This is a genomic window from Limosilactobacillus caviae, from assembly GCF_014635905.1.
Lineage (GTDB): Bacteria > Bacillota > Bacilli > Lactobacillales > Lactobacillaceae > Limosilactobacillus > Limosilactobacillus caviae.
Genome location: NZ_BMDS01000001.1, coordinates 448,156 through 470,110, shown reverse-complemented (window position 1 = coordinate 470,110; position 21,955 = coordinate 448,156). Strand labels below are relative to the sequence as shown.

At 38.9% G+C, this 21,955-nt stretch carries 24 protein-coding genes; all 24 read right to left on the bottom strand.

What is annotated here, in order from left to right; genetic code table 11:
* Position 1 precedes the first annotated feature (1 nt).
* The 24 genes from hemL to IEU90_RS01915 all read right to left on the bottom strand — a co-directional run bounded on the left by hemL (position 2) and on the right by IEU90_RS01915 (position 21,682).
* Entirely contained in the window at positions 2–1,297 is a 1,296-nt protein-coding gene (gene hemL, locus IEU90_RS02030; RefSeq protein WP_153709162.1) for a glutamate-1-semialdehyde 2,1-aminomutase, read from the bottom strand.
* An 18-nt stretch (positions 1,298–1,315) separates the two neighbouring features.
* The gene (gene hemB, locus IEU90_RS02025; RefSeq protein ID WP_153709163.1) at positions 1,316–2,287 is read right to left on the bottom strand and encodes a porphobilinogen synthase; all 972 of its coding nucleotides are present in this window, start codon (positions 2,285–2,287) and stop codon (positions 1,316–1,318) included.
* A 5-nt stretch (positions 2,288–2,292) separates the two neighbouring features.
* A complete protein-coding gene (hemC, locus tag IEU90_RS02020; protein WP_153709164.1) occupies positions 2,293–3,210 on the bottom strand; it encodes a hydroxymethylbilane synthase in 918 nt (305 codons plus the stop codon).
* A complete protein-coding gene (gene hemA / locus IEU90_RS02015) occupies positions 3,200–4,465 on the bottom strand; it encodes a glutamyl-tRNA reductase (protein WP_153709165.1) in 1,266 nt (421 codons plus the stop codon). Before hemA ends, hemC begins: the two co-directional genes overlap by 11 nt.
* 2 nt (positions 4,466–4,467) lie before the next feature.
* Positions 4,468–4,929: a precorrin-2 dehydrogenase/sirohydrochlorin ferrochelatase family protein gene (locus tag IEU90_RS02010; RefSeq protein ID WP_225431238.1), complete on the bottom strand. Its 462-nt coding sequence runs from the start codon at positions 4,927–4,929 to the stop codon at positions 4,468–4,470.
* A gap of 5 nt (positions 4,930–4,934) precedes the next feature.
* The gene (locus tag IEU90_RS02005; protein WP_153709166.1) at positions 4,935–6,446 is read right to left on the bottom strand and encodes a cobyric acid synthase; all 1,512 of its coding nucleotides are present in this window, start codon (positions 6,444–6,446) and stop codon (positions 4,935–4,937) included.
* 95 nt (positions 6,447–6,541) lie between these two features.
* A complete protein-coding gene (locus IEU90_RS02000; RefSeq protein ID WP_003669945.1) occupies positions 6,542–7,351 on the bottom strand; it encodes an energy-coupling factor ABC transporter ATP-binding protein in 810 nt (269 codons plus the stop codon).
* 9 nt (positions 7,352–7,360) lie between these two features.
* A complete protein-coding gene (gene cbiQ / locus IEU90_RS01995; RefSeq protein WP_003669944.1) occupies positions 7,361–8,038 on the bottom strand; it encodes a cobalt ECF transporter T component CbiQ in 678 nt (225 codons plus the stop codon).
* Positions 8,039–8,063: 25 nt separating this feature from the next.
* On the bottom strand, positions 8,064–8,387 hold the full coding sequence (locus IEU90_RS01990) for an energy-coupling factor ABC transporter substrate-binding protein (RefSeq protein ID WP_003669943.1): 324 nt from the start codon (positions 8,385–8,387) through the stop codon (positions 8,064–8,066).
* Positions 8,384–9,127, bottom strand: a complete 744-nt coding sequence (locus IEU90_RS01985) for an energy-coupling factor ABC transporter permease (protein WP_003669942.1) — start codon at positions 9,125–9,127, stop codon at positions 8,384–8,386. Before IEU90_RS01985 ends, IEU90_RS01990 begins: the two co-directional genes overlap by 4 nt.
* 2 nt (positions 9,128–9,129) lie before the next feature.
* Positions 9,130–9,828, bottom strand: coding sequence for a cobalt-factor II C(20)-methyltransferase (locus tag IEU90_RS01980; protein WP_188357647.1), 699 nt, complete (start codon positions 9,826–9,828; stop codon positions 9,130–9,132).
* Positions 9,829–9,833: 5 nt separating this feature from the next.
* Positions 9,834–10,610 (bottom strand): sirohydrochlorin cobaltochelatase, encoded by a 777-nt coding sequence (locus tag IEU90_RS01975; RefSeq protein ID WP_188357646.1) that lies wholly within the window; start codon positions 10,608–10,610, stop codon positions 9,834–9,836.
* Positions 10,603–11,997 carry a uroporphyrinogen-III C-methyltransferase gene (gene cobA / locus IEU90_RS01970; protein WP_153709167.1) on the bottom strand — a complete coding sequence of 465 codons (1,395 nt, stop codon included), beginning with the start codon at positions 11,995–11,997 and terminating at the stop codon, positions 10,603–10,605. The genes IEU90_RS01975 and cobA overlap by 8 nt, the downstream gene beginning before the upstream one ends.
* Positions 11,987–12,745 carry a precorrin-6A reductase gene (gene cobK / locus IEU90_RS01965; RefSeq protein ID WP_153709168.1) on the bottom strand — a complete coding sequence of 253 codons (759 nt, stop codon included), beginning with the start codon at positions 12,743–12,745 and terminating at the stop codon, positions 11,987–11,989. The genes cobA and cobK overlap by 11 nt, the downstream gene beginning before the upstream one ends.
* Positions 12,742–13,467: a precorrin-3B C(17)-methyltransferase gene (gene cobJ, locus IEU90_RS01960; RefSeq protein ID WP_003675137.1), complete on the bottom strand. Its 726-nt coding sequence runs from the start codon at positions 13,465–13,467 to the stop codon at positions 12,742–12,744. The genes cobK and cobJ overlap by 4 nt, the downstream gene beginning before the upstream one ends.
* 11 nt (positions 13,468–13,478) lie before the next feature.
* A complete protein-coding gene (locus IEU90_RS01955) occupies positions 13,479–14,534 on the bottom strand; it encodes a cobalt-precorrin 5A hydrolase (protein ID WP_153709169.1) in 1,056 nt (351 codons plus the stop codon).
* 2 nt (positions 14,535–14,536) lie between these two features.
* Complete coding sequence (locus tag IEU90_RS01950; protein WP_153709170.1) at positions 14,537–15,298, bottom strand: cobalt-precorrin-4 methyltransferase; 762 nt, start codon at positions 15,296–15,298, stop codon at positions 14,537–14,539.
* Between the two features lie 14 nt (positions 15,299–15,312).
* Positions 15,313–15,867 (bottom strand): decarboxylating cobalt-precorrin-6B (C(15))-methyltransferase, encoded by a 555-nt coding sequence (locus tag IEU90_RS01945; protein WP_153709171.1) that lies wholly within the window; start codon positions 15,865–15,867, stop codon positions 15,313–15,315.
* The gene (locus IEU90_RS01940) at positions 15,860–16,459 is read right to left on the bottom strand and encodes a cobalt-precorrin-7 (C(5))-methyltransferase (RefSeq protein WP_153709172.1); all 600 of its coding nucleotides are present in this window, start codon (positions 16,457–16,459) and stop codon (positions 15,860–15,862) included. The genes IEU90_RS01945 and IEU90_RS01940 overlap by 8 nt, the downstream gene beginning before the upstream one ends.
* Positions 16,456–17,607, bottom strand: a complete 1,152-nt coding sequence (cbiD, locus tag IEU90_RS01935; protein WP_188357645.1) for a cobalt-precorrin-5B (C(1))-methyltransferase CbiD — start codon at positions 17,605–17,607, stop codon at positions 16,456–16,458. Before cbiD ends, IEU90_RS01940 begins: the two co-directional genes overlap by 4 nt.
* On the bottom strand, positions 17,585–18,271 hold the full coding sequence (locus IEU90_RS01930) for a cobalt-precorrin-8 methylmutase (protein ID WP_153709174.1): 687 nt from the start codon (positions 18,269–18,271) through the stop codon (positions 17,585–17,587). Before IEU90_RS01930 ends, cbiD begins: the two co-directional genes overlap by 23 nt.
* A 5-nt stretch (positions 18,272–18,276) precedes the next feature.
* A complete protein-coding gene (gene cbiB / locus IEU90_RS01925; protein WP_153709175.1) occupies positions 18,277–19,236 on the bottom strand; it encodes an adenosylcobinamide-phosphate synthase CbiB in 960 nt (319 codons plus the stop codon).
* Complete coding sequence (locus tag IEU90_RS01920; RefSeq protein ID WP_153709176.1) at positions 19,233–20,597, bottom strand: cobyrinic acid a,c-diamide synthase CobB; 1,365 nt, start codon at positions 20,595–20,597, stop codon at positions 19,233–19,235. The genes cbiB and IEU90_RS01920 overlap by 4 nt, the downstream gene beginning before the upstream one ends.
* Positions 20,594–21,682: a threonine-phosphate decarboxylase gene (locus tag IEU90_RS01915; protein ID WP_188357644.1), complete on the bottom strand. Its 1,089-nt coding sequence runs from the start codon at positions 21,680–21,682 to the stop codon at positions 20,594–20,596. Before IEU90_RS01915 ends, IEU90_RS01920 begins: the two co-directional genes overlap by 4 nt.
* Between the last annotated feature and the right edge of the window lie 273 nt (positions 21,683–21,955).

The window sequence follows — 21,955 nt, the reverse complement described above, 5'->3', positions numbered from 1 at the left end:
TTTACTTGGTTGCCGCATTAAATGCTGCATCAAATGCTGCAATTGTCTTTTCAATGTCCTCGTCAGTGTGCTTGGTAGAAATAAAGTTAGTTTCAAATTGTGAAGGTGCAACATAAACACCGTGCGCTAATAATTCCCAGAAGCACTTTTCAAAGAGTTTCTGATCACATGCCTTTACATCATCAAAATTATTAATTGAATCACCATTATAGAAGTAGCTCCACATTGTTCCAACATGATGAACAGTCATTGGTACACCATACTTATCTGCAGCTTTCTTAATTCCATCAGTTAATGCTGTAACTTTTTTATCCATTTCAACATAATCCTCAGGCGTTAATTGCTTAAGCGTACTGATTCCACCTGTCATTGCTAATGGATTCCCAGAAAGAGTCCCAGCGTGATAAATATTACCAGCAGGAGTGATTTGCTCCATTATTTCACGACGACCACCAAATGCACCCACTGGAAGTCCTCCACCAATAACTTTGCCTAGTGTTGTTAAATCAGGGGTAATGTTAACTAAACTTTGCACACCATGATATGCTGCTCGGAAGCCAGACATTACTTCATCAAAAATAAGAAGAGCACCATGTTCCTTGGTAACATCACGAAGAGTTTGTAAAAAGTCTTGGGTACCAGGAATAACACCCATATTCCCCGCTACCGGTTCAACAATCGCACAAGCAATTTCATCCCCATGATCTGCAAATAATTTTTTAACACCGTCCACATCATTATAGGCAACTGTTAAGGTATCGTAGGCAAGGTCATCAGGCACACCAGGTGAAGTATTAATGCCAAACGTTGCTAAACCTGACCCTGCGTCTACTAATAGTGAATCACTGTGTCCATGATAATTACCCACAAACTTTACAATTTTTTCTCGGTGAGTGTAACCCCGGGCTAACCGAATAGCACTCATTGTTGCTTCCGTTCCTGAAGATACCATCCGAATCATTTCTATTGATGGCATAATCTTATTAACAATTTTTGCTAATTCAGTTTCTTGTAACGTAGGCGCACCATAGCTTGTTCCCTTGGCAACTGCCTTATCAAGCTCAGCTACTACTTGATCGTCTGCATGGCCCAAAATTAGCGGACCCCATGATAGAACGTAATCAATATATTTATTTCCATCAATATCGTAAATATATTCGTCTTTACCATGGTCAATAAAAAGTGGGTCACCACCAACATTCTTAAATGCCCGAACCGGACTATTAACCCCACCTGGCATATATTGTTGCGCTTCTTTAAACGCAGCCTGAGATTTTGTTGTATCTAACTTAGTCAAAATAATAACCACCTTATATTAGAGCTTTTTAGCAACATCTTTAGCAAAGTAAGTAATAATCAGGTCAGCACCTGCACGCTTCATCCCTACTAGGCTTTCATAAACAATTTGGTCTTCATTAATCCAGCCATTAGCTGCTGCTGCCTTGACCATTGCATATTCACCAGAGACATTGTATGCAACTAACGGTAAAAGGGTATGATTGCGAACTTCACGCATTACATCAAGGAAGGCCATCGCTGGCTTTACCATTACAAAATCAGCACCTTCTTTTTCATCACTTGCTACTTCCCGTAAGGCTTCTAAACGATTTGCTGGGTCCATTTGATAAGTTTTACGATCTTTTGGCCCTTCCTTTGGCGAACCATCTGCTGCGTCACGGAATGGACCGTAGAATGAAGAAGCAAACTTAACCGCATAGGACATAATTGGTGTGTTCTTGAATCCTGCTTCATCTAATCCTTGACGAATAGCAGCGACATAACCGTCCATTGCATTTGATGGCGCAATAATATCCGCACCGGCTGCCACTTGGCTAACTGCTGTTTTAGTAAGATATTCTAAGGATTCATCGTTTAAGACTATTCCGTCTTTAAGAATTCCGCAGTGACCGGTGCTGGTGTATTCACATAAGCAGGTATCTGCAATTACGATTAATTCAGGATAGTTTTTCTTGATTAACCGAATCGCTTGTTGGACAATACCATTCTCTTCCCAAGCGCCGGTTCCAACCTCGTCTTTTTTCTCTGGAACACCAAAAATAATAATTGATTTAATACCAAGGTCCACGATTTCCTTGATTTCATCCAAAATGGTATCAAGACTATACCGGTAAATTCCCGGCATTGACGGAATTTCTTCTTTGCCGTTGATTGTTGCGTCCACGAAAACCGGCATAATTAAATCATCTTTATTTAAATGAGTTTCTCTTACCAAATCTCGCATTGCAGCGCTAGTACGTAAACGACGATGACGATCAAATTGCAACATTATTACTAATCTCCTTCAATAATTCCAAAATTATCCTTAGCCAATAACTGATCAGCAACCATCTTGCCGACTCCAGGCTTATTGGCAGGAACTGCTACTTCTTTAATTAAGTGTTCACCATTAGGGGATGCTATTAACCCGTCAAAAACAATCTGCTGGTCCTGTAAGTAAGCATGCCCACCAATTGGGAAATTACAGCTTCCCCCTAACTCACGCATGAATTCTCGTTCGATATGAATACACTGTGTTGATTCTGAGTCATTAATCTGACTAAGCATTTTAAGAACTTTTTCATCAGCTTTTCTGCATTCAATAGCGAGGCAGCCCTGGCCAACAGCTGGAATAATACTATCTTTTAGTGACAGCTTATGGTAGTCACTTAGATCAATGTTCAAGCGCTCTAATCCTGCCTCAGCTAAAATAACCCCAGTAAGGTTTTCCGTGTCGATTTTCTTTAACCTAGTATCTATATTACCCCTAATTGGGATAATTTTTAAATCTGGACGGAGATTCAATAATTGTCCCTGCCGGCGTAGGCTATTAGTCCCAATTCGTGCTCCATGTGGCAGACTGTTAAGACTTGTAATTTTCTGCCGACTCACCAAGCAATCAAATGGCGATACTCGTTTAGGGAAGGCGCCAAGTGTTAATTCATCAGGCAGTACAGGCATTACATCCTTAAGACTATGAACAGCAAAATCAATGGTACAGTTTTTCAGCTCTTCTTCAATCTCTTTTACAAAAACACCCTTCCCACCAATTTTAGCTAAGCTTGCTTGCTGATTACGATCACCTTCAGTAATAACATTCTTAATTTCAAATTGTGTTGTCGGAAAAAGTTCCTTAAGCGATGCAATCACTAGCTTGGTTTGCGCCATTGCCAGCTTACTTTTCCGACTACCAACAATTACTTTATCTGTCATTTTCTTGATTCTCCACCTTTAAATTGTCCATCCCAAAGATTTTACAGAAAAAGTCAATATCCGCTGTCGCTCCTGGCGTTACTGATAACTCTTTGATCTCTTTGATTGGTCCCTTAATCATCTGGTTAATGATACTCTTCATATGCTTACTAATCACTTTACGTTCATGGGCATTTAATTCTGGTAATTTACGTAGAAGACTATCATATGCTTCTCCTTCAATTTTTAATGAATGCTCACGAAGCCCTCTAATTACAGGAACAATATGCAATTGCTTTTCCCAAACATAAAAGTTGTTAACTTCAAGGGGAATTTCTTTAGCAATTTGATTTAACATTTGATTTTTCTTGGTGTCATTCGTTTCTAATATTGAGTGCAAATTATCAATATCATAGTAATTGGCGGATTCACTATCATAGGCGACATTTCGTGGAACACCCAAATCAACAATCACTTGCTGACGATCATCGGTTACCCGATATAGTGGCTCTTTTACTGAAGCAGCAAAAACAGCAGCATCAACCTCTGCCATCACTGAATCTAACTGGCTAAATGGTCGTGCCTCCACTACTCCTTGCAACTCGTTAGCAATCTGTTCAGCTTTCTGGTCCGTGCGGTTCAATAGTAAAACTTTGCTAAAACCCATGTTACTAGCATTATAAGCAGTATGTTTACCAATATGTCCTAACCCAATTACCGCCAAACTCTTACCTTCTAATGAACCAAAATCGCTTTTAATTTGATGTAATCCTGCTTGACCAGAAGACTGAGCCAGTTCACTTACCCGATACTCTGTATGCATTCTTTTAGAGAATGTAATTGCCTGCCGAAACAGATGATTCAATATTACTCCGGTTGTTCCTTGATCTGTTGCAACTTGAAATGCATTTTTCATCTGTCCCAAGATCTGTGGCTCACCTTTAATTAAAGAATCTAGCCCCACAATTACTCGGAAAAGATGACTTGCAGCATCATCCTTGGTGGTAATTGAAACATACTGATTAAATTCTTCTACCGTATAATGGAACCACTCCGCTAAAAAACGTTTAATGTAATAACGACCCGTATGAACCTGGTCTACTACCGCATAGATTTCAGTCCGATTACAGGTTGAAATCAACAAGTTTTCTAAAATACTCTTTTCCGCATTAAGCAACCTATTGGCTTTGAGAATCTCGTCAGCCGAAAAAGAAAATTTCTCTCGTAATTCAATTGGTAATTGATGATAATTCAAACTCACACACATCAAATACATTCTTATTCAAACTCCTTATGAAATCTCTTACTAACCCATTCTTTAATCTCATTTTTCATTTTTTTAGCAACACTGGGTGATTTTCCCATTGTCGAAATACTGATAAACATATCATCTGAGCTAAGTGTTGCTAAATTATAAAAATCAGAATTAGTTTTATCACTAGTATTATTTACTAATTGAAAATGTGTTGCCTCCGCTTTGACACGGTCGTTAACCTGCGCGTCATTTGTACATGCAATAATAATATCCATCTCTTCAACATATTTCCGCCGATAAATATCCTGAATCCAGTTAATCTTAGCTTGATCAATATTCGCAACTAACTCAGGACTAATAACTGTCGGTACTACACCAGCCAAGAGCAATTTTTTAATTTTACGATAGGCAACTTTTCCGCCACCAATTACTGCTACGTTTTTTTTCGCCAAATTTAAAATAATCGGATATGGTGCTTCCATCATCTTAATCACCCTTTACTTTTTGTTGAATCATGCAAAATCTGTTCAAACTTTTCCATATCAACATTTTGTTCAAATAATTGAGCAAGTTTCTCATATTGCTGATCTTTATAATCGCTAATCGAAACATTAGTGTTAACAAGTGGCGCTAAACCCTTGCTTGTCCTAATTTTGTTCAAAAAATGCCGCGTCCAATAAGGATTATCAAAAATTCCATGAAGATAAGTCCCCATTACGGTTCCATCGCTACTAACCGCCCCGTCTTCCCGCGACTCTGATTGACCGTTAGTCGTATAAATAACAGAGAAAGGCGTTGCATTTAGGCCTAATTTAGTAGTCCCCATATGAATTTCGTAACCCTTTAATGTATAATTCTTTCTTTTGGCAACGGCCTGTGTTGTTGTCTTTTGCTCGTTAAAGGTTGTTTCCGTGTCAAGCAGCCCCAAACCTGCTTGTTCCTTAATTGGTGATTCAATTGCTTCGGGATCATAAAGTTTTCGACCAAGGATTTGATAACCGCCACAAATACCAACCACCTTACTACCATCTTGGTGTGCTCGTAAAATTTCTTCATATAGCCCATTCTTTTTAAGAGCAGCAAGGTCCTCATTTGTATTCTTGCTTCCAGGGAGAATTAGAAGGTCTGGCGTACCTAATTCGTCTGCTTTTACAACGTAACGAACAGATACGTCCGGTTGGATTTCAAGACTATGAACATCGGTAAAATTAGAAATTTTATCAAGATCAATCACAGCAACGTCCAATGCTTTCCCCGCTTCTTTTTGACGCGACTTCCGAGTTAATGAAACACTATCTTCCTCATCAATATCGATGTCACTCATCGGTAAGACACCAATAACAGGTACTCCCGTTAATTTTTCAATCATCTTGTTCCCCGGTTCAAGTAAACTTTTATCGCCCCGGAACTTATTAATAATAATCCCTTTAATCCGTCGCTGATCTTCTGGCGGCATTAATTTAATGGTTCCGTAAATAGAAGCAAATACGCCGCCTTTGTCAATGTCGGCAACAAGAATTACAGGGGCATCAACCATTCGGGCCATCCCCATATTAACGATATCATTATCGTTTAAATTAATTTCAGCAGGACTGCCGGCTCCTTCTAAAATTACCGCATCATTTTCACTTGCAAGTCCTTCATATGCTTCCATTATTTTGGGAATTAATTGCGGCTTAAACTTGTAGTAGCTTGCAGCATCCATGTCAGCAAGTACTTTGCCCATTACAATTACTTGCGAATCTTTATCAGTTGATGGCTTAAGCAGTATTGGGTTCATCCGCACATCTGGTTTTACCCGTGCTGCTTCCGCTTGATAGACTTGTGCCCGTCCCATTTCATCACCAATATCAGTAATAAATGAATTCAACGCCATGTTCTGTGATTTAAATGGAACAACTTTTTTCCCTTGATTAGATAATATTCGGCAAACAGCTGCAGCTAACCAACTTTTTCCGGCATCTGATGCTGTTCCCTGAAACATTATGGACTGTGCTGACATGATCATTCCTCCATAAGCTTAATAAAATTATGTACCGATGGAGTAAACTGTATCTGCTCCATCAACTTGTGTATTAATATTTGGTTTCGCCAAAATCAGTTATGTTTTCCTTCAATCGCAAATAATTCTTGCTCACTATCGTATAATGGCAAGCCCAGTTTCTGGTGAATTTTTACTAGCCACGGCTGGTCAAGCTTATTTTCCCGCAATAATTGTTCATCATCAAAGACGGTTTGCTTATCTCCCTGCTTTAAAATCTTCCCTTTTCCTAATAAATAGAAGTAGTCACAGGTCTCATACATGAAGTCCATGTCATGGCTTGATAAGATTATTCGCTGTCCGTTATTTACTAATTTTTGAATCAGTTTTTGCATTCTAATTCGACCATCCGGATCAAGGCCGGACGTTGGCTCATCAAGCAGGATCCATTCTGAACCAATTACCATCATTCCAGCAATCGCAACTCTTTTTTTCTGACCGCCGCTTAAATACTGAATTGGTCGTTCCTTTAATGGTAGAATATCAAGTTCACTTAATACTTTTTCTACTCGTTTATTTATTTCTTCGCTAGGAACTTTAAGATTATGCAGTGCAAAAGCAACATCGTCTTTAACAATTGAATAAAAAATTTGCTGATCTGAATTTTGAAAAACAATTCCTATTTTCCGCCGCAGTTTACGTAGTCCTTTTTTGGAATATTCTACAGGTTCTCCATCAATTAATATTTCTCCGCTAGTCGGCTTTAGTTCACCAACTAAATTAAGAAAAAGGGTTGATTTACCCGCACCATTGTGACCCATAAAGCCAATTACTTTATGATTATCTGCACCAATCTTTAATGAAATATCATCGAGAATTTTTACCCTATCGTCATAACTGTAGCTAAGGTGTTTTAATTCAATCATTGCATCCTCCTAGATATAAAATTCTCCATCATATAATTTAGCATCTAATGCTTTTGTCATCATTTCATAGTTAATAATAACTTGTTCAAAAAGCATCTTCGCTAAAATACCAGATGAATGAATCATTAGTCCAAAGGAATCATATCCGAATCGTAGTTTTTGTGCTCGATGAATTTGATCGAATGCATCAACAAAGATAAAGATAAAGCGATACATTAGCATCGTAACCTCAATCATAACACGAGGAAACCTCGCTGCTTTGAGTACCTGCAAAATCTGAATAAACGGTGTTGTTAATGCAAACCAATAAGTGCAAACAATTGCCGTCATACACTGCAACGCCATTTGCCCAGCTTTTGGCATCATAACCTTTGCCATCCCAATATAGACGCTTCCAAATTTTATTGGCCAAATTAGCGCGCTTCGTTGCGGAGAAACCGTCACTACAATTCCAATAATACTTAAAAGGACAAAGGGAATAATTGCATAAAACCAGCTAAGATAGCGCCTAAAAGATACCTTTGTCACATAAATCGTAATTGCTGCAACTACTACCAAAACTGCTAATTTCAGCCATTGAATTGGTTGAAAAGCAAGAATAATTCCGCCAAGCCATAATAAAGCCTTAAGTTTTGGTGACCAGTTAACAATTCGATTTTCATAAGCATATTTATCAATACTCAGCATGAAATAGTCACCGCCTTCTTCTTAATTACTTACCTGTGACTTGTTGCTTCCCATTATTCTTAGAATTTTCTCTCGCTTTTTTCTTGCCATGCGCTACACCAATAAAGTAACAAATAACTCCTGTCCCTAAAGAACCTTGAACGGTAAAAAGGAGGCTTTCAATCTCGCCCGATGGTGGTGTCCAAACGGGTTGTGCCCACACCTTATAATGGGGATCAAACTTCTTTATTTGTTCAGTCCCTTGGTCATCACTACCTCCGTACTCACCCTTAACAAAAATAAATGGAATCAGAACCAGCAATATAACACAGATCAATAAGATGATGTTAGTCTTTGTTCGCTTCTTCATTGTAAAGCCGACTCCTTCCAAAGATCATTACTGATTACTAAGTTGTAAACAATAACCGTTAATAAGCCTTCAGCAATCGCTAATGGAATTTGCGTTACGGCATAAATTCCGAGGAACTTGACAAGTGCTGCTCCAACACCACCGTTTGGATCTGGAAAAACAATTGCTAATTGAAAGGCAGTTGTTACATATGTTGACCAATCCGCAAACATTGCACAAAGGAATAATGATATAGACCGTCTAACCTTCATTGCTCGACAAAGTTTCCAAACAGCATACCCAACTATTGGTCCAACAATGGTCATCGAAAATTCATTAGCTCCAAGAGTAGTTAATCCACCATGAGCTAACAATAAAGCCTGGAATAATAGCACAATAACACCCAAAACAGACATAACACCTGGGCCAAACATTACTGTTCCTAACCCAACACCTGTCGGGTGAGAACATGAACCAGTAACTGACGGCAGTTTTAATGACGAGAGAACAAAAACAAAAGCTCCACAAAGCGCTAACATAACCTTAGCATTAGGAATATCTGAATTGACGATCTTGTGCATTCGATATAATCCATAAATGAAGAATGGTGCGGATACAACAAACCAGAAAATACACCACTTAGGCGGCAGCATTCCTTCCATGATATGCATTGCGTGAGCTGTCATCGGATAAGCAAGGGTATAAATAAAACCAATTGCTAAAAATAACATAAATTTTCGATATTTTTTCAATGCTCCCATAATTACGCCTCTTTTTTCTTTAATAACGCGGTTGAAAAATACGGTAGCTGGTCGTTTGCTGAATATTCTGTTAACCGTTGCACCCTTTGATTAGCCATTGATGCATTTTCGACAATAACGGTTTTATCTAATAACTTTCTTTCTTTGAGGATTTGATAAACTTTCTTAAAATTAGTGGCAATTTTCATAATGACAACATTATCATTTAGGTCAATTACCTTTGCTAACTTTTCCTTATCGGCCGTTGCAGGGACCACTTCTAGAGATTCCTCATCCAGCATTAATGGAATTGATAAGCTAGCTGCAATTTGGCTAAATGATGAAATTCCAGCGATTGTTTGAACATCAATGACTGGTATCAATATGTCGGCAAGGTAACTAAAAGTACTGTAAACGGATGGATCCCCTAGTGTAAGGAAACCAACATTGTTTCCTTGTTGCACATCATCTTTAATTTCATCCGCAATCTTACGCCAACTCTCCATCTTAGTATCCCAATCTTTTACCATTGGAAAATGGCGCTTCTTTATTGCTAATGTTGCTGGCAGATATGGGGTTGCAATTCTTTCTGCAACACTTTTACTTCCCTTATGCGCTTGCGGTACATACAAAACATCTAAATTCTTGATCGTATTGATTGCTTTAACAGTCAATAATTCACTATCTCCAGGACCAACACCAATTCCATAAAAACTTGCCACCTAATTCATCCCCTCTCAATTGTCGTTCGTAATTTAGCAATAAACATTTCTTGAATTTCTTCATACTCACCCAATCCCTTTAATACAGGATGACCAACAATGTCATTTTCTTTTAGGATCGTCTTCCAAGAGTTCGGCTGATCTGATGCCATATCATTATGGGCGTGATTTCCTGCCACCATCATCAATGGCTGCATATATACTTTCTCAACCTTTGCGTGTTTTAGCCGCTTAATTTCATCATGAACATCAGGATAGCTTTCGACAGCCCCAACATAGCTTTTTGTTCCTGCAAGCATGTGGTCTAAGCAAGCATAAGTTGTAAAGGCACTATGAGCTGTTCCATGTCCCATCCATAAAATAGCTTTTCCAGATGGTAAATACGCACTTTGCTTCTTCAAAAAATTAACCAGCTGTTCATAGTCCGCAAATTTGTCAAGCAATGGCGGAGTAGCAACAAGTTTCTTAAATTGTGGTGAATAACCATCGATAGCATTTTGGACTAATTGGTATTCAATTCCCGGAATAATATGCAAAGATTGCAAGTAAACTTCTTCATAACCCTGCGCTCTTAATTTATCTAACGCTTCTTGGATACTATCAACTTTGATTCCTTCATTTTTATAGATACGTTTCCGAACAATCGTTGATGTAAACGCGCGGAATACATCATAATCAGGAAACTCTTTACTAATTTTCTTTTCCGTAGCTCCAATTGTTTTTTCACGGGTTTCCGGATATGTTGTCCCGAAGCTTACTGCTAATATTGCTTTTTTATTCACTTGCTAACTCCTCCTTTACCTGCTCAATTGTTGCTTTGATATTTGGCTGACAATTGATTACTTTTTTAAAACCATTCTGCGTTGCAAGATCATAAATGGATTGTCCCATCACAAAGGCTGTTAGGTCCTTTAATTGCTTAAACTGCTCTTCATTTAACGTACTCTTAAAATCCCGTAGACTAGCAGTGCTAGGGAAAATCACTGCATTAAATTCTTCAAGGTCAAACGGCAACTCATGTGTTTGTTCTTTTCGTTGGTAGAGACTAAGAAATTCTTTATGTGAATAAGACGAATTTTGACCGCCAACTTCAAGTACATCATCAGAAAGTTTGGTCGTTGTAACAACTTCATCTACCAACAACCCCTGTGTTGCAAGATGTTTGGCAACACTTTGATTACCTGCAAGAATCTTTTTACCTACCAATGCGCGAATATCTTTTTTGCTTGCTGTAAGTAATTTAATAAATTCTTTATAAGCAAGATAATCATCAAATAGGATTGACGAATATGAATCAAGAACAGGTAACTTAGCTGGGACGGATTCCACTATTGATCGCTGATAAAAGTCCGCAGTTGCGCCTAAATCTTCCAAGCAGTTAAATAATCGCTGTCCCTTACTATATGGTACTAATACATGGACTCCTGCAAGCGGCTTAGCAACATTCAACTGCTTACTAAGCTTAACAACATTCCCTACTACTATTAGTGCTGGTGATGATAACCCGTTTTTATTCACCAATTCCACAATGTTCGAAAGGTTACCACTGACCATTTTTTGTCGCCATTGTGTTGCCCACTGAATAATTGCAACAGGGGTTTCCATCGCTTTTCCATGTGCTATCAAGTGATGACATATATTAGGCAGTTGCGCCATCCCCATCAAGAAAACAAGCGTTCCTTCTTGGTTAGCGATGTTTTCCCAGTCGAGTTGCTGCCCATCCTTTTTATGATGTCCCGTAATCACGTGGAAGCTCGACGCAAAATCACGATGGGTAATCGGAATCCCAGCAGCCGCTAACCCAGCAATAGCACTAGTAATTCCAGGAATAATTTCAAAATTAATTCCCTGCTGTTGTAGTATCTGAGCCTCTTCGCCACCACGACCAAAGACATATGGGTCGCCAGCTTTTAACCGAACCACTTTTTTCCCTGAGTTTGCATAATCAACTAACATCTCATTGATTTGGGACTGCTTCACTTTATGGCGCAGAGGCATTTTCCCAACATCAACTAGGGCCGCATCATCATTTGTAAATGATAATAATGATGGATCAATTAACCGATCATATAATACTACGTCAGCCTCTCCCAGCCGCCGTTTACCTATTAATGTTAATAGTTCAGGATTCCCAGGACCTGCACCGAGGAGCGTTACTCTACCACTCATAATTTTCCTCCAAATACTCTTTTAGCTCGCTCAAATCAGCAACTACCGCAGGATAATTTAATTGCGGTCGACGAATAATAACACACGGAATTTGTAATTGTTCACATGCGGCAATTTTTTCCTGAATTCCGCCTTGGCGCCCGCTTTCTTTTGTAACAACCACAACTGAATTGGCACGCTTAAATAATTCATAATTTAATGCTACTGTAAAGGGGCCTTGAATCGCGTCAATTTGAGATGCAATAAACCCCGCTGCAGTTAAATTCTCCATTACGCGGGTTGTTGGTAAGACCCTGACGTGTAATCGGTCAACGCCCAATTTTTCCGCATATTCCGGTGCCGTTTTACTTCCAGTTGATAAGTAAACGTTCCCCTTTACCGTCCTTAAATACTCACAAGCTTCTTCTAATGAGTCCACCATTTTTAATTTGGCGTTTTTGCTGTAAATATTCTGGCGTTCATAACGCAAATAAGGTATTTGGAGTTCATTTGCCTTGTCCATTGCTAGTTGTGAAATGACTCGGGCAAAAGGATGAGTAGCGTCAAGAATGAAGCTGATTTGGTTATCGTGGCAAAAACTTAACAGACTTTCATCAGTAAATGTTGTTTCAACAATGTTTTTAGCATGACGGCGGGCCAGTTCCGCACCATAATCACTAATAACCGATAAGACAAACGGAACCTTATGTTTAGTCAATTCATCCGCAACGGCTAAGCTTTCTGTAGTTCCACCCAATAAAAGAATCATAAGGTATAACCTCGTGGAGTAATCATTCTGCCATCTTCAACATATGTATTTTTATTACCAACGATGACAATCGAAGTCATATTAATTTCAGTTTCATCAAGATCTTTAATCGTTGTAACCTTATCAATCTCTTTTGGCCGAGCAACATCTTTACCAATTCCAACGACAGTATCAGGCGACTTATACTTGAGAATAATATCTAAAGCCTTACGAAGATGGTGTGGTCGACCTTTACTACGTGGATTATAAAGACAAATTACAAAATCAGCCTTAGCTGCTGCATCGACTCGTTCTGTAATTACATCCCACGGTGTCATTAGGTCACTCAAACTAATGTGACAAAAATCATTCATCAATGGTGCGCCAAGATGCGCTGCTGCTGCAATACTTGCAGTTACACCAGGAATCACTTTGACATCGATATGGGTATCCATCTTGCCTGCTAATTCAAGAACTAGTCCTGCCATCCCATAAATACCGGCATCACCACTTGAAATAATCGCAACATCCTTTCCTGTTGCTGCAATTTCAAGCGCTTTTTTACACCGTTCAATCTCGCCACGCATTCCAGTAACAACTAACTCCTTGCCTTCAATCATGTCCTCAATCAAACGAACATAAGTAGCATAACCGACAATCGTATGAGTATTTTCAATTACCTGGCGTGCTTCTTCTGTCATCAACTCTTTTGATCCTGGTCCTAATCCAACTACATATAACATCTTATTTCCTCCTATATCTCGTGTAACCGACTAAGTGCTATTGTTACTTCGTGGTTAGCGTATCTTTCTGTAGCGTTTCGCTCACCGCTCGCATAATCAGCAGCTGCACAAGCAACATTTCCAACTCCAACCGTCTTCAAGACAAAAGCCGACTCAGGATAATTAATGCTTGCGTGCTGCAGTTCGTGAGCCGAGTAGAACTCCGCTTGAATATTAAATACCTGAGCTAAATATTGAATTGCTGGTTCATTCTTTTTAATATCAATTGAGGCTATCTTTACAATTGATTCCCATAATAACTGATGCTTTGCGCAAAATTCAGCAAATGTTTGTTGCATCATCTCATTAGTGATATTCCTCCGACACCCAATCCCAAGGACATTAACCCGCGGAATAACGTGGATAGCATCTTTATTTTTAGCGAATCTAGAATGATCTGAAACGATAACTAACGGCACCCCATCTTGATGCTCATTTATCTTTGTTAATACTTCAAAGCCATCGAACTGCTTTACATAGTGTCGTAAGTAGGGTTCAATATATAGTTCAACCTTGTTACCTTCAGCTAATAATCGGTTTATTTTTTTCGTGTTTTCTTTAAAATTTGGGTACCAACCATTAACTCGTTTTGCCAAAACATCAAGTGATTGAACCTTTTCCGTATCTGTTGCGGTGGTAATAACAGGGGTTGCTCCTGTTAACCTAGCAATTAATTTTGTCCATTGATTTGCTCCGCCAACGTGTCCTGAAAGAAGACTAATTACGCTGTTAGCCTGCTCGTCCATTACGATAACTGCAGGATCTACCGTCTTATCAACAATTACTGCTGCCAATGAACGGACTACAATCCCTGTTGCCATTATGCAAATAACACAATCATACTGTTTAAATAGTCGATGCATCGTCGCTGTAAATTCGCCCTTAGGATAATAATTTTCTTTCCCTTGAGCTAACCGTTGTGGTAAGACGACTTCCGTATGATATGACTGTTCTTGTAAGTGTTCTTGCAATTGACGGGCAGTTTTCGCACCACCTGCTGTTAACGCTATGATCACAAACCGTTTCATTTTTACTTACTCTTTTTACGGAACATTGTACTAAAGCCTGCATCATAAAGGTGTGAGTAATTGTATTCATCCCCAAGGAACTTTCCAACCATAATCAATGCAGTTCGGCGAATATCGGCATCATGGACCTTTTCAGCTATATCTGCTAGTGTTCCACGGACAACTTTCTCATCAGGCCAAGTTGCCTTATAAATAACTGCAGCTGGCGTATCTGTCGGGTATCCGCCGTCCTCAAGTTGTTTAACTACTTTTTTAATTCCCTGAACGGAAAGGAAAATTACCATTGAAGTTTGGTGCTGAGCTAATGACTTAAGTGATTCGCCTTCTGGTACTGGTGTGCGTCCCGCCATTCTTGTAATAATGACACTCTGTGCAACTTCTGGGACTGTATACTCAACACCCATACTTGAAGCTGCACCAAGAAATGAACTAACACCAGGAACGCATTGATATTTTATCCCGCGTTTTTTCATTTCTTCAATTTGTTCACGAATCGACCCATAAATTGAAAAATCACCAGTCTGTAGCCGTACGACTGATTTATCGTTTTTCACCGATTCTTCCATTCGGTCAACAATATCATCTAAGGTCATCTTCGCACTATCATACTTTTCAGCACCATCTTTGCAATAATTTAGTAAGTCCGTGTTAATTAATGAACCGGCATAAATTACTACATCAGCTTCTGATAATAATTTATATCCCTTTAACGTAATTAAGTCCGTTTCACCGGGACCTGCACCTACAAAACTTACAATTGCCATTTTAATCATCCTTTCTACTTTTGCGCACTTACAATAATTGTTGGATTGTTCGGCTTAAAGAAATGTCCTTTGCCTAACTTATGCCAACGCAAAACACCTACTTCAATTAATTCAATCTCCTTAAATCCATTATCCTGTAATAATTTTTCAACCTGCATTGCATTCTCAAACAGAATGAAGTTTAAGCCAATTACACCGCCTTCAGTTAAATGAGTGCTTGCAAAGCGAATAATTTCATTAAGATGCGCACCGCTACCGCCAACAAAGATCGCATCATATTTTTGGCCTGGTATATCTGCTGGGGCGGTACCCTGAATTAATTTAATATTATTCAAGCCAAATTTATTTATATTTTGCTGAATAATATCAATACCATCCGGATTCATTTCAACTGCCGTTACAGCTAGTTGTTTAAATTCACGGGCAGCTTGAATACTAATACTTCCAGTTCCTGCACCGACATCTAACATCGATTTCTTATTGCTTAAGTCTAGTTTATCAATACTAATTGCCCGTACCTCTGATTTAGTCATCGGCACCTTATTTCTTAAGAACTCTTCATCACGCATCGGTAATAATCACCACATTCATCTCATAATCACGATTCTCAATCGTTTGCTCGTCATACTTAGTTATTTGTTCATCAGGATAGCTAAGTTTCTCCCCCACGTAAATAATTCGATGGAGACCACGTTTTTTTATTGCCTGACCTATTTCGTAAGGGCCAATTACCTTATCCGTTACCATTCCTACTTTCGGGTGTTTTAACAAAAAATCAAAGTCTGGCACACGACCATGACTACTCGTTAGGTAACAGTCATTCATCGATATTTGTAATTGGTGAAACATATATTGAACTGAACTAATCCCCGGAACAATTTTGACTTTCTGGTCACGTAATTGGTTTCTTATCCAAGTTCCAATACCATATAAGAGCGGATCACCAGACGCAAGCAACACTATGTTCTTTTGCGGATTAGCTTGTAAGTAATCTTTTAATTCAGCTAACCGAGGTAGTTTCATATGTTTTTCCGCCATATCTGGAAAAATAGCCAATTGTCGTGATGAGCCAATCACCACATCCGCTTGGGCTAGACATTTGTGTGTTCCTTGCAGCATGTATTCTTGATCACCTGGACCGATTCCTAATACTGTAATCATTGCCACTCACCCTTGATCTCTTGAAGCGGTTTGCTTGCAGCTAAGAAGCCGCTCTCACGAGAAAATATTACTGCATCAATTTCAACGTGTGGTTCACGATGAGCAAGCAATTTTTCTGCACGCAACTTAATCTTATCGGCAATCATCTGGTATACCTCTTGATAACCGGCTTCATCAATCATTTTAATCATTGAAATTGTTGTTAAACACTGGTTAATCTTTCGTAAAAATGCTGTTGGCACGCCACCCATTAAAGCAAGGTTAGCAACCATTATTTCAGCGCGAGCATCCGCATCTTTACTATGAGTAGAAAAAATTCCGCCAGCAACTTTAATCATTTTCCCTAAGTCCCCAACAATTAGCACTTTAGTAAAACCAAGCCGCTGAGTTTCATGTAAAACATAACCAACAAAGTTACTCATCTGTACGAGCTTGGCATTCGGTATCCCAAGCTCATCCTTGGCGAAGTCCTCACCATAGTTTCCTGGAACTAATACAATTGTGTTATCGCCACGTTTTCTATGAATATTCATCTCAATTGAAATTGAGTGTTTCCAACTCGATTCAGACATCGGAGTAACAACACCACTTGTTCCTAAAATCGAAATGCCACCAACGATTCCTAACCGCGGATTATAGGTAAGCTTTGCTATTCTTTCGCCTTCTGGAACCGAAATAACGATATCTACGCCGCGCTTCTCACCTACTTCTTCACGTGCCGCCGCCTTGATAACTCGCCGTGGTGTTGGGTTTATGGCTGGCATTCCGGGCTTATTGGCAAGACCTTCTTTAGTTACCCTACCAACGCCTTTACCGCCATCAAGATGAATCTCATTATCGTCACGTAGCTTTACCGTTGCAAAGATCAACGCGCCATCAGTTGCATCCTGGTCATCGCCGCCATCCTTTTTTATCGCGCAGCTTGCTTGTTGTTCATCAAAATCTGTTTGCTCAACATCAAAAATTGCTGTTTTTCCATTAGCTGCATGTACCGTTACTGTCTCTTGCGGCTCCTGATTTAGCAACGTCCTAATTGCCGCTACTGTTGCTGCAGTCGCTGTTGTTCCTGTTGTAAATCCTTTCCGCAGTTTACGTCCGTTATAGTAAACGTAATTATCTTCTGAATTATTGTTTGGTGTGACGGCCATATTCATCACCTAACTTTTCAATATCCATGTTGTACATCACGGCATTAATCAGTGCTGCAGCCAGATTACTTCCACCCTTTCTACCGAGTGCTGCAATTGCCGGAATATTTGATTCATACAGTGCCTGCTTACTCTCAGCTGCTTCAACAAAACCAACCGGTACACCAATTACGGCTGCTGTTTCCAATTGATTTTCATTGACCATCTCAATGATTTTGCAAAGGGCAGTTGGTGCGTTCCCGATAATAAATATTTTTTGTCGTGAATCATTAGCTGCTACTTCAACAGCGGCCATCGAACGAGTAATCCCCTTCTCTTTAGCCATTTCGATAACTCGAGGATCACGAATCAAACAATGATAGCTCACACCAAGTTTATCCAATCGCCGCTTATTAATTCCTGACAATGCCATGGTAGTATCAGTATAGATAACTCCCCGATTCATCAAGACACCTTTTATTTTTTCCAATACATTATGGGTAAACTTCAAATTCCTTAAATAATCAAAATCAGCAGTTGTATGAATTGCCCGTTTGATTACTGCTTCTTGTAACGGATTCTCAAACCGATAATCAGGGTCTATCTTTTCAATCTCTTCTTGAATAATTTGAAAACTCTTATCGGTTATTTGATGGGGAATTGTAATATAACTTTCTTTTTCCATCCTTCTCACTTCCAAACAATTAATAATCTAATAAGTTCAAAACATCCTAAGCTAAGCAATGATGCCATATATAACATCGTAATCGTCCGCCTTAAATGCCAGTTAGCCGCAACTACTAGATGATTATTTCCAATATATGGCTTTTTTACTAACTCGCCAAAGTAATAGTGCGGGCCGCCCAGCTGAAGATGAAGTGCTCCTGCTACTACCGCCTCACTAAATGCGCTATTGGGACTTAAATGCTTCTCACAATCTCTTTTACCGACTGCAATCGCTTCGCTAGTATCATCACGAAGTATCCAACTGCTGATTATTAGGAAAAGCCACGTTAATCGGGCTGGGATGTAGTTTGCGATGTCATCCACCTTAGCGGAAAATTCACCAAAATCCCGATACTTTTCATTTCTATATCCAACCATCGAATCTAGCGTGTTAATTGCTTTATACATTAATCCGAGAACCGGCCCGCCGATAACTAAAAACAGCAGCGGGGCGACCACACCGTCACTCGTATTTTCGGCAACCGTCTCAATTGTCGCTTTAGTAACTTCTTCAGCACTTAAATTCTCGGTATCGCGACCAACAATCATGCCTACTTGGTAACGCGCTTTTTTGAGGTTTCCCTGCTTAAGACTTTTCATTATTTTTTCTGCTTCAATTGCTAATTGCCGAGCAGACAAACAAGTGTAACTTAAGTATGTCCCTACAATCATGTATAAATAGTAATTAAACATTGCTAATTGCATTACAACATAGGCTACAAGACCAGTGCCACCGACCGTAATCAGCCATGTTGCTACGCCTAAGTATTTACGCTTTTTCCTAGAATACTCCGGCTTATTAAACTTCTTTGTTAACACTGCGATTAATCGTCCAATTGCTTTTACTGGGTGTGGCCAAGGATGAGGATCACCAATCAAAAGATCGAGGACAAACGCGAGCAACACCATAATTACAATGTTCATTGCATCTCAGCTCCTAAATTGCGCAAAAATTGAATAAATAATTGCTGATTTTGATAGAAATGAACGTGGAGGTAGCTAGCAAATGTTCTTCTTACTTGATATCCGCCATCCCATGCATCCACTATCTTGTTATCCCGAATTTTCTGCATATTGAGAACTGAAGTTAGATGCTTATCTAGGGGTGTAAACGTAGAATGGTGGAATTCATGTCCAATAATTTTTTGTCCCTTGTTTCCTAGCAAGCAATCTTGTTTAGGATAGGCAACACAATAGCCAAATTTCTTTAAACGCGAGGTCATTTGACTCTCACCATTAAAAATTCCAACCATTGAGTAATTCTTATTCTCTTCTCGTAATGTTTTTCCCAAGTACATCAGGCCGCCACACTCAGCATAAATTGGCTTTTGGGCTTGAGAAAATGCCATTATTTCGTTTTTCATTGCTACATTTGCGGCCAGCTGGGCAGCAAACTCTTCTGGGTAGCCGCCTCCAAAATACAAAGCATCCACATTAGGAAGCTTCTTGTCTTTAAGAGGGCTAAACGGAACTAATTCAACACCCGCTTTTTTAAGCAAGCTTAAGTTATCCGCATAGTAGAAGTTAAACGCCTTATCCTTTGCGAGGCCCAACCGGAGTTTTACCATTATTTTGGAAAATGGATCGCGATAAACATTAGTAAGCGGTCGGGCAATTTCAACTAATTGCTCAAGATCAATATGTTTCTTAACTTCTTCTGCTATTAATGAAATTTTTTTATCAATGTTTGGCAACTCATCATCTGGGACTAATCCTAATTGGCGTGATGGCAAACTCAATGCTTCATTGTGCGGTAGGTAACCTAAAACCGGTAAGTTCAAGTATCGATGAATCGCTCCTGCAATCAGTTCATAATGATTTTTGCTCATTACATTATTAATAATGACTCCCTTTATCGGTACAGCAGGATCAAACTCAATAAATCCCTTTAAGATTGCTGCGGCTGAAGTAGAAGTAGCACGCGCATTAATTACTAAAATAACTGGAATATTTAATTGTTTGGCGATACTAGCAGTCGAATAAGCATCTTTATCTGTCCCAAGTCCGTCATATAATCCCATAACGCCTTCAACAATTCCTAAATCAATCCCTTTTGTATCAGCTGTGAATAAATAATTTAACGTTGCTGGTTCAGGTACGAGATAATTATCAAGATTACGTGCGGGACGTTTAGTTATTCTAGTATGAAATTTTGTATCAACATAATCAGGTCCTACTTTATATGATTGAATTTTATACTGGTCGTTCAATGCTTTTAATATTCCAAGAACTGCTGTCGTTTTGCCTGAACCACTTGTTACCCCTGCAATCAAAACTTTTTTCATCTTTCATCACGCCCTAAAACTTTCTTTAGCGTATTCACAAGCAATACATTATCCTGCGGACCTTTTACTGCCACTCGATAATATTCTGATCCAAGTCCTTCATAGTCGTCACATTGACGAATTAAAATCCGTTGCCTTATTAACTTCTCTCTTAAGTCCGGATCAGAGCACTTGAACAGAAAGAAATTAGTAACACTAGGAAAGACTTTTATTGCTTTAATCTTTCTAAGTTCTTCATATAACGCCGGTTGCTGTACATCCAGCCATTGATGAGTTAACTCTATGTATCTCTTAGCCCTAAACATATTTTGACCAAATACATCAGCGATTCCATTAACTGACCATGTATTTTCTTGGACTTTTATTAATGATTTCAACTTATCATTTTTTGCAATTCCATAACCCAGCCTTAATCCCGGTATTGCAAAGAACTTAGTTGCAGCACAAACAATGTATACTCGGTCTTGATCCGTCAATTCGGTAACAAAGCTTGGCTGGCTACCAACTGTCAAATCGATAAAAGATTCGTCTAAAATTAACAATCGATGATGCTTATTACAGAAATCGGTAAGCATCCTTAAATCTTTAGGGGAAATTATCTGACCGGTAGGATTATTAGGACTAGTTAAACAAATGACGGTTATTTCATGATGAGCCCTCAGCAAATCAATAAGTTTATCTATCTTAAGGACAAAATCATTCTTCTCTTGTAACTGATAATGGTGGACTTTTACTCCCGTCCGCTTAAATAAACGTTCATATTCGCCAAACGTTGGTGCTAATATTAATGCATCAGTCGCTTTTTCAGCCCTAATAGCTTCATCCAATATTTCGGTAGCGCCATTTCCAACAAACACATCATCTGCATCTACATCAAGCTGTCCTGCAATTGCTTTTTTCAGTTCAGGATACTTCGGGTTAGGGTATACTTCGATATTAGCAAATGACTGTACTAATACATTCCAAAGGTCAGAAGGAAAACCTAGTGGATTAATATTTGCGCTAAAGTCCCTTATCTCTTCAACAGGGACGTTTAATTTTTTCGCTACTTCCTCAATATTTCCGCCATGATGAATTTTACTCACAATACCACCGCCAGTTCTATAGTAAGCGTTTTCTTATACGCTTATTAGATTACGATGTTCGTTTAACAAGTTCAATAGTTAACAACACATATGACAAAGAAAGATTAATCATATTTGGATTAGTTAAGAAAAAATAATTATTAGTTTCTTGTAGTCCCCATTTTTGTCTTTTTTTGCAAATCTATTAGTATATTTTTGTAATTTCCGTTAACTACCCTTTTATTTCGATGTGATAGCATTATATTTTTGAGTTTTTTAACCGCTTTTAGTATT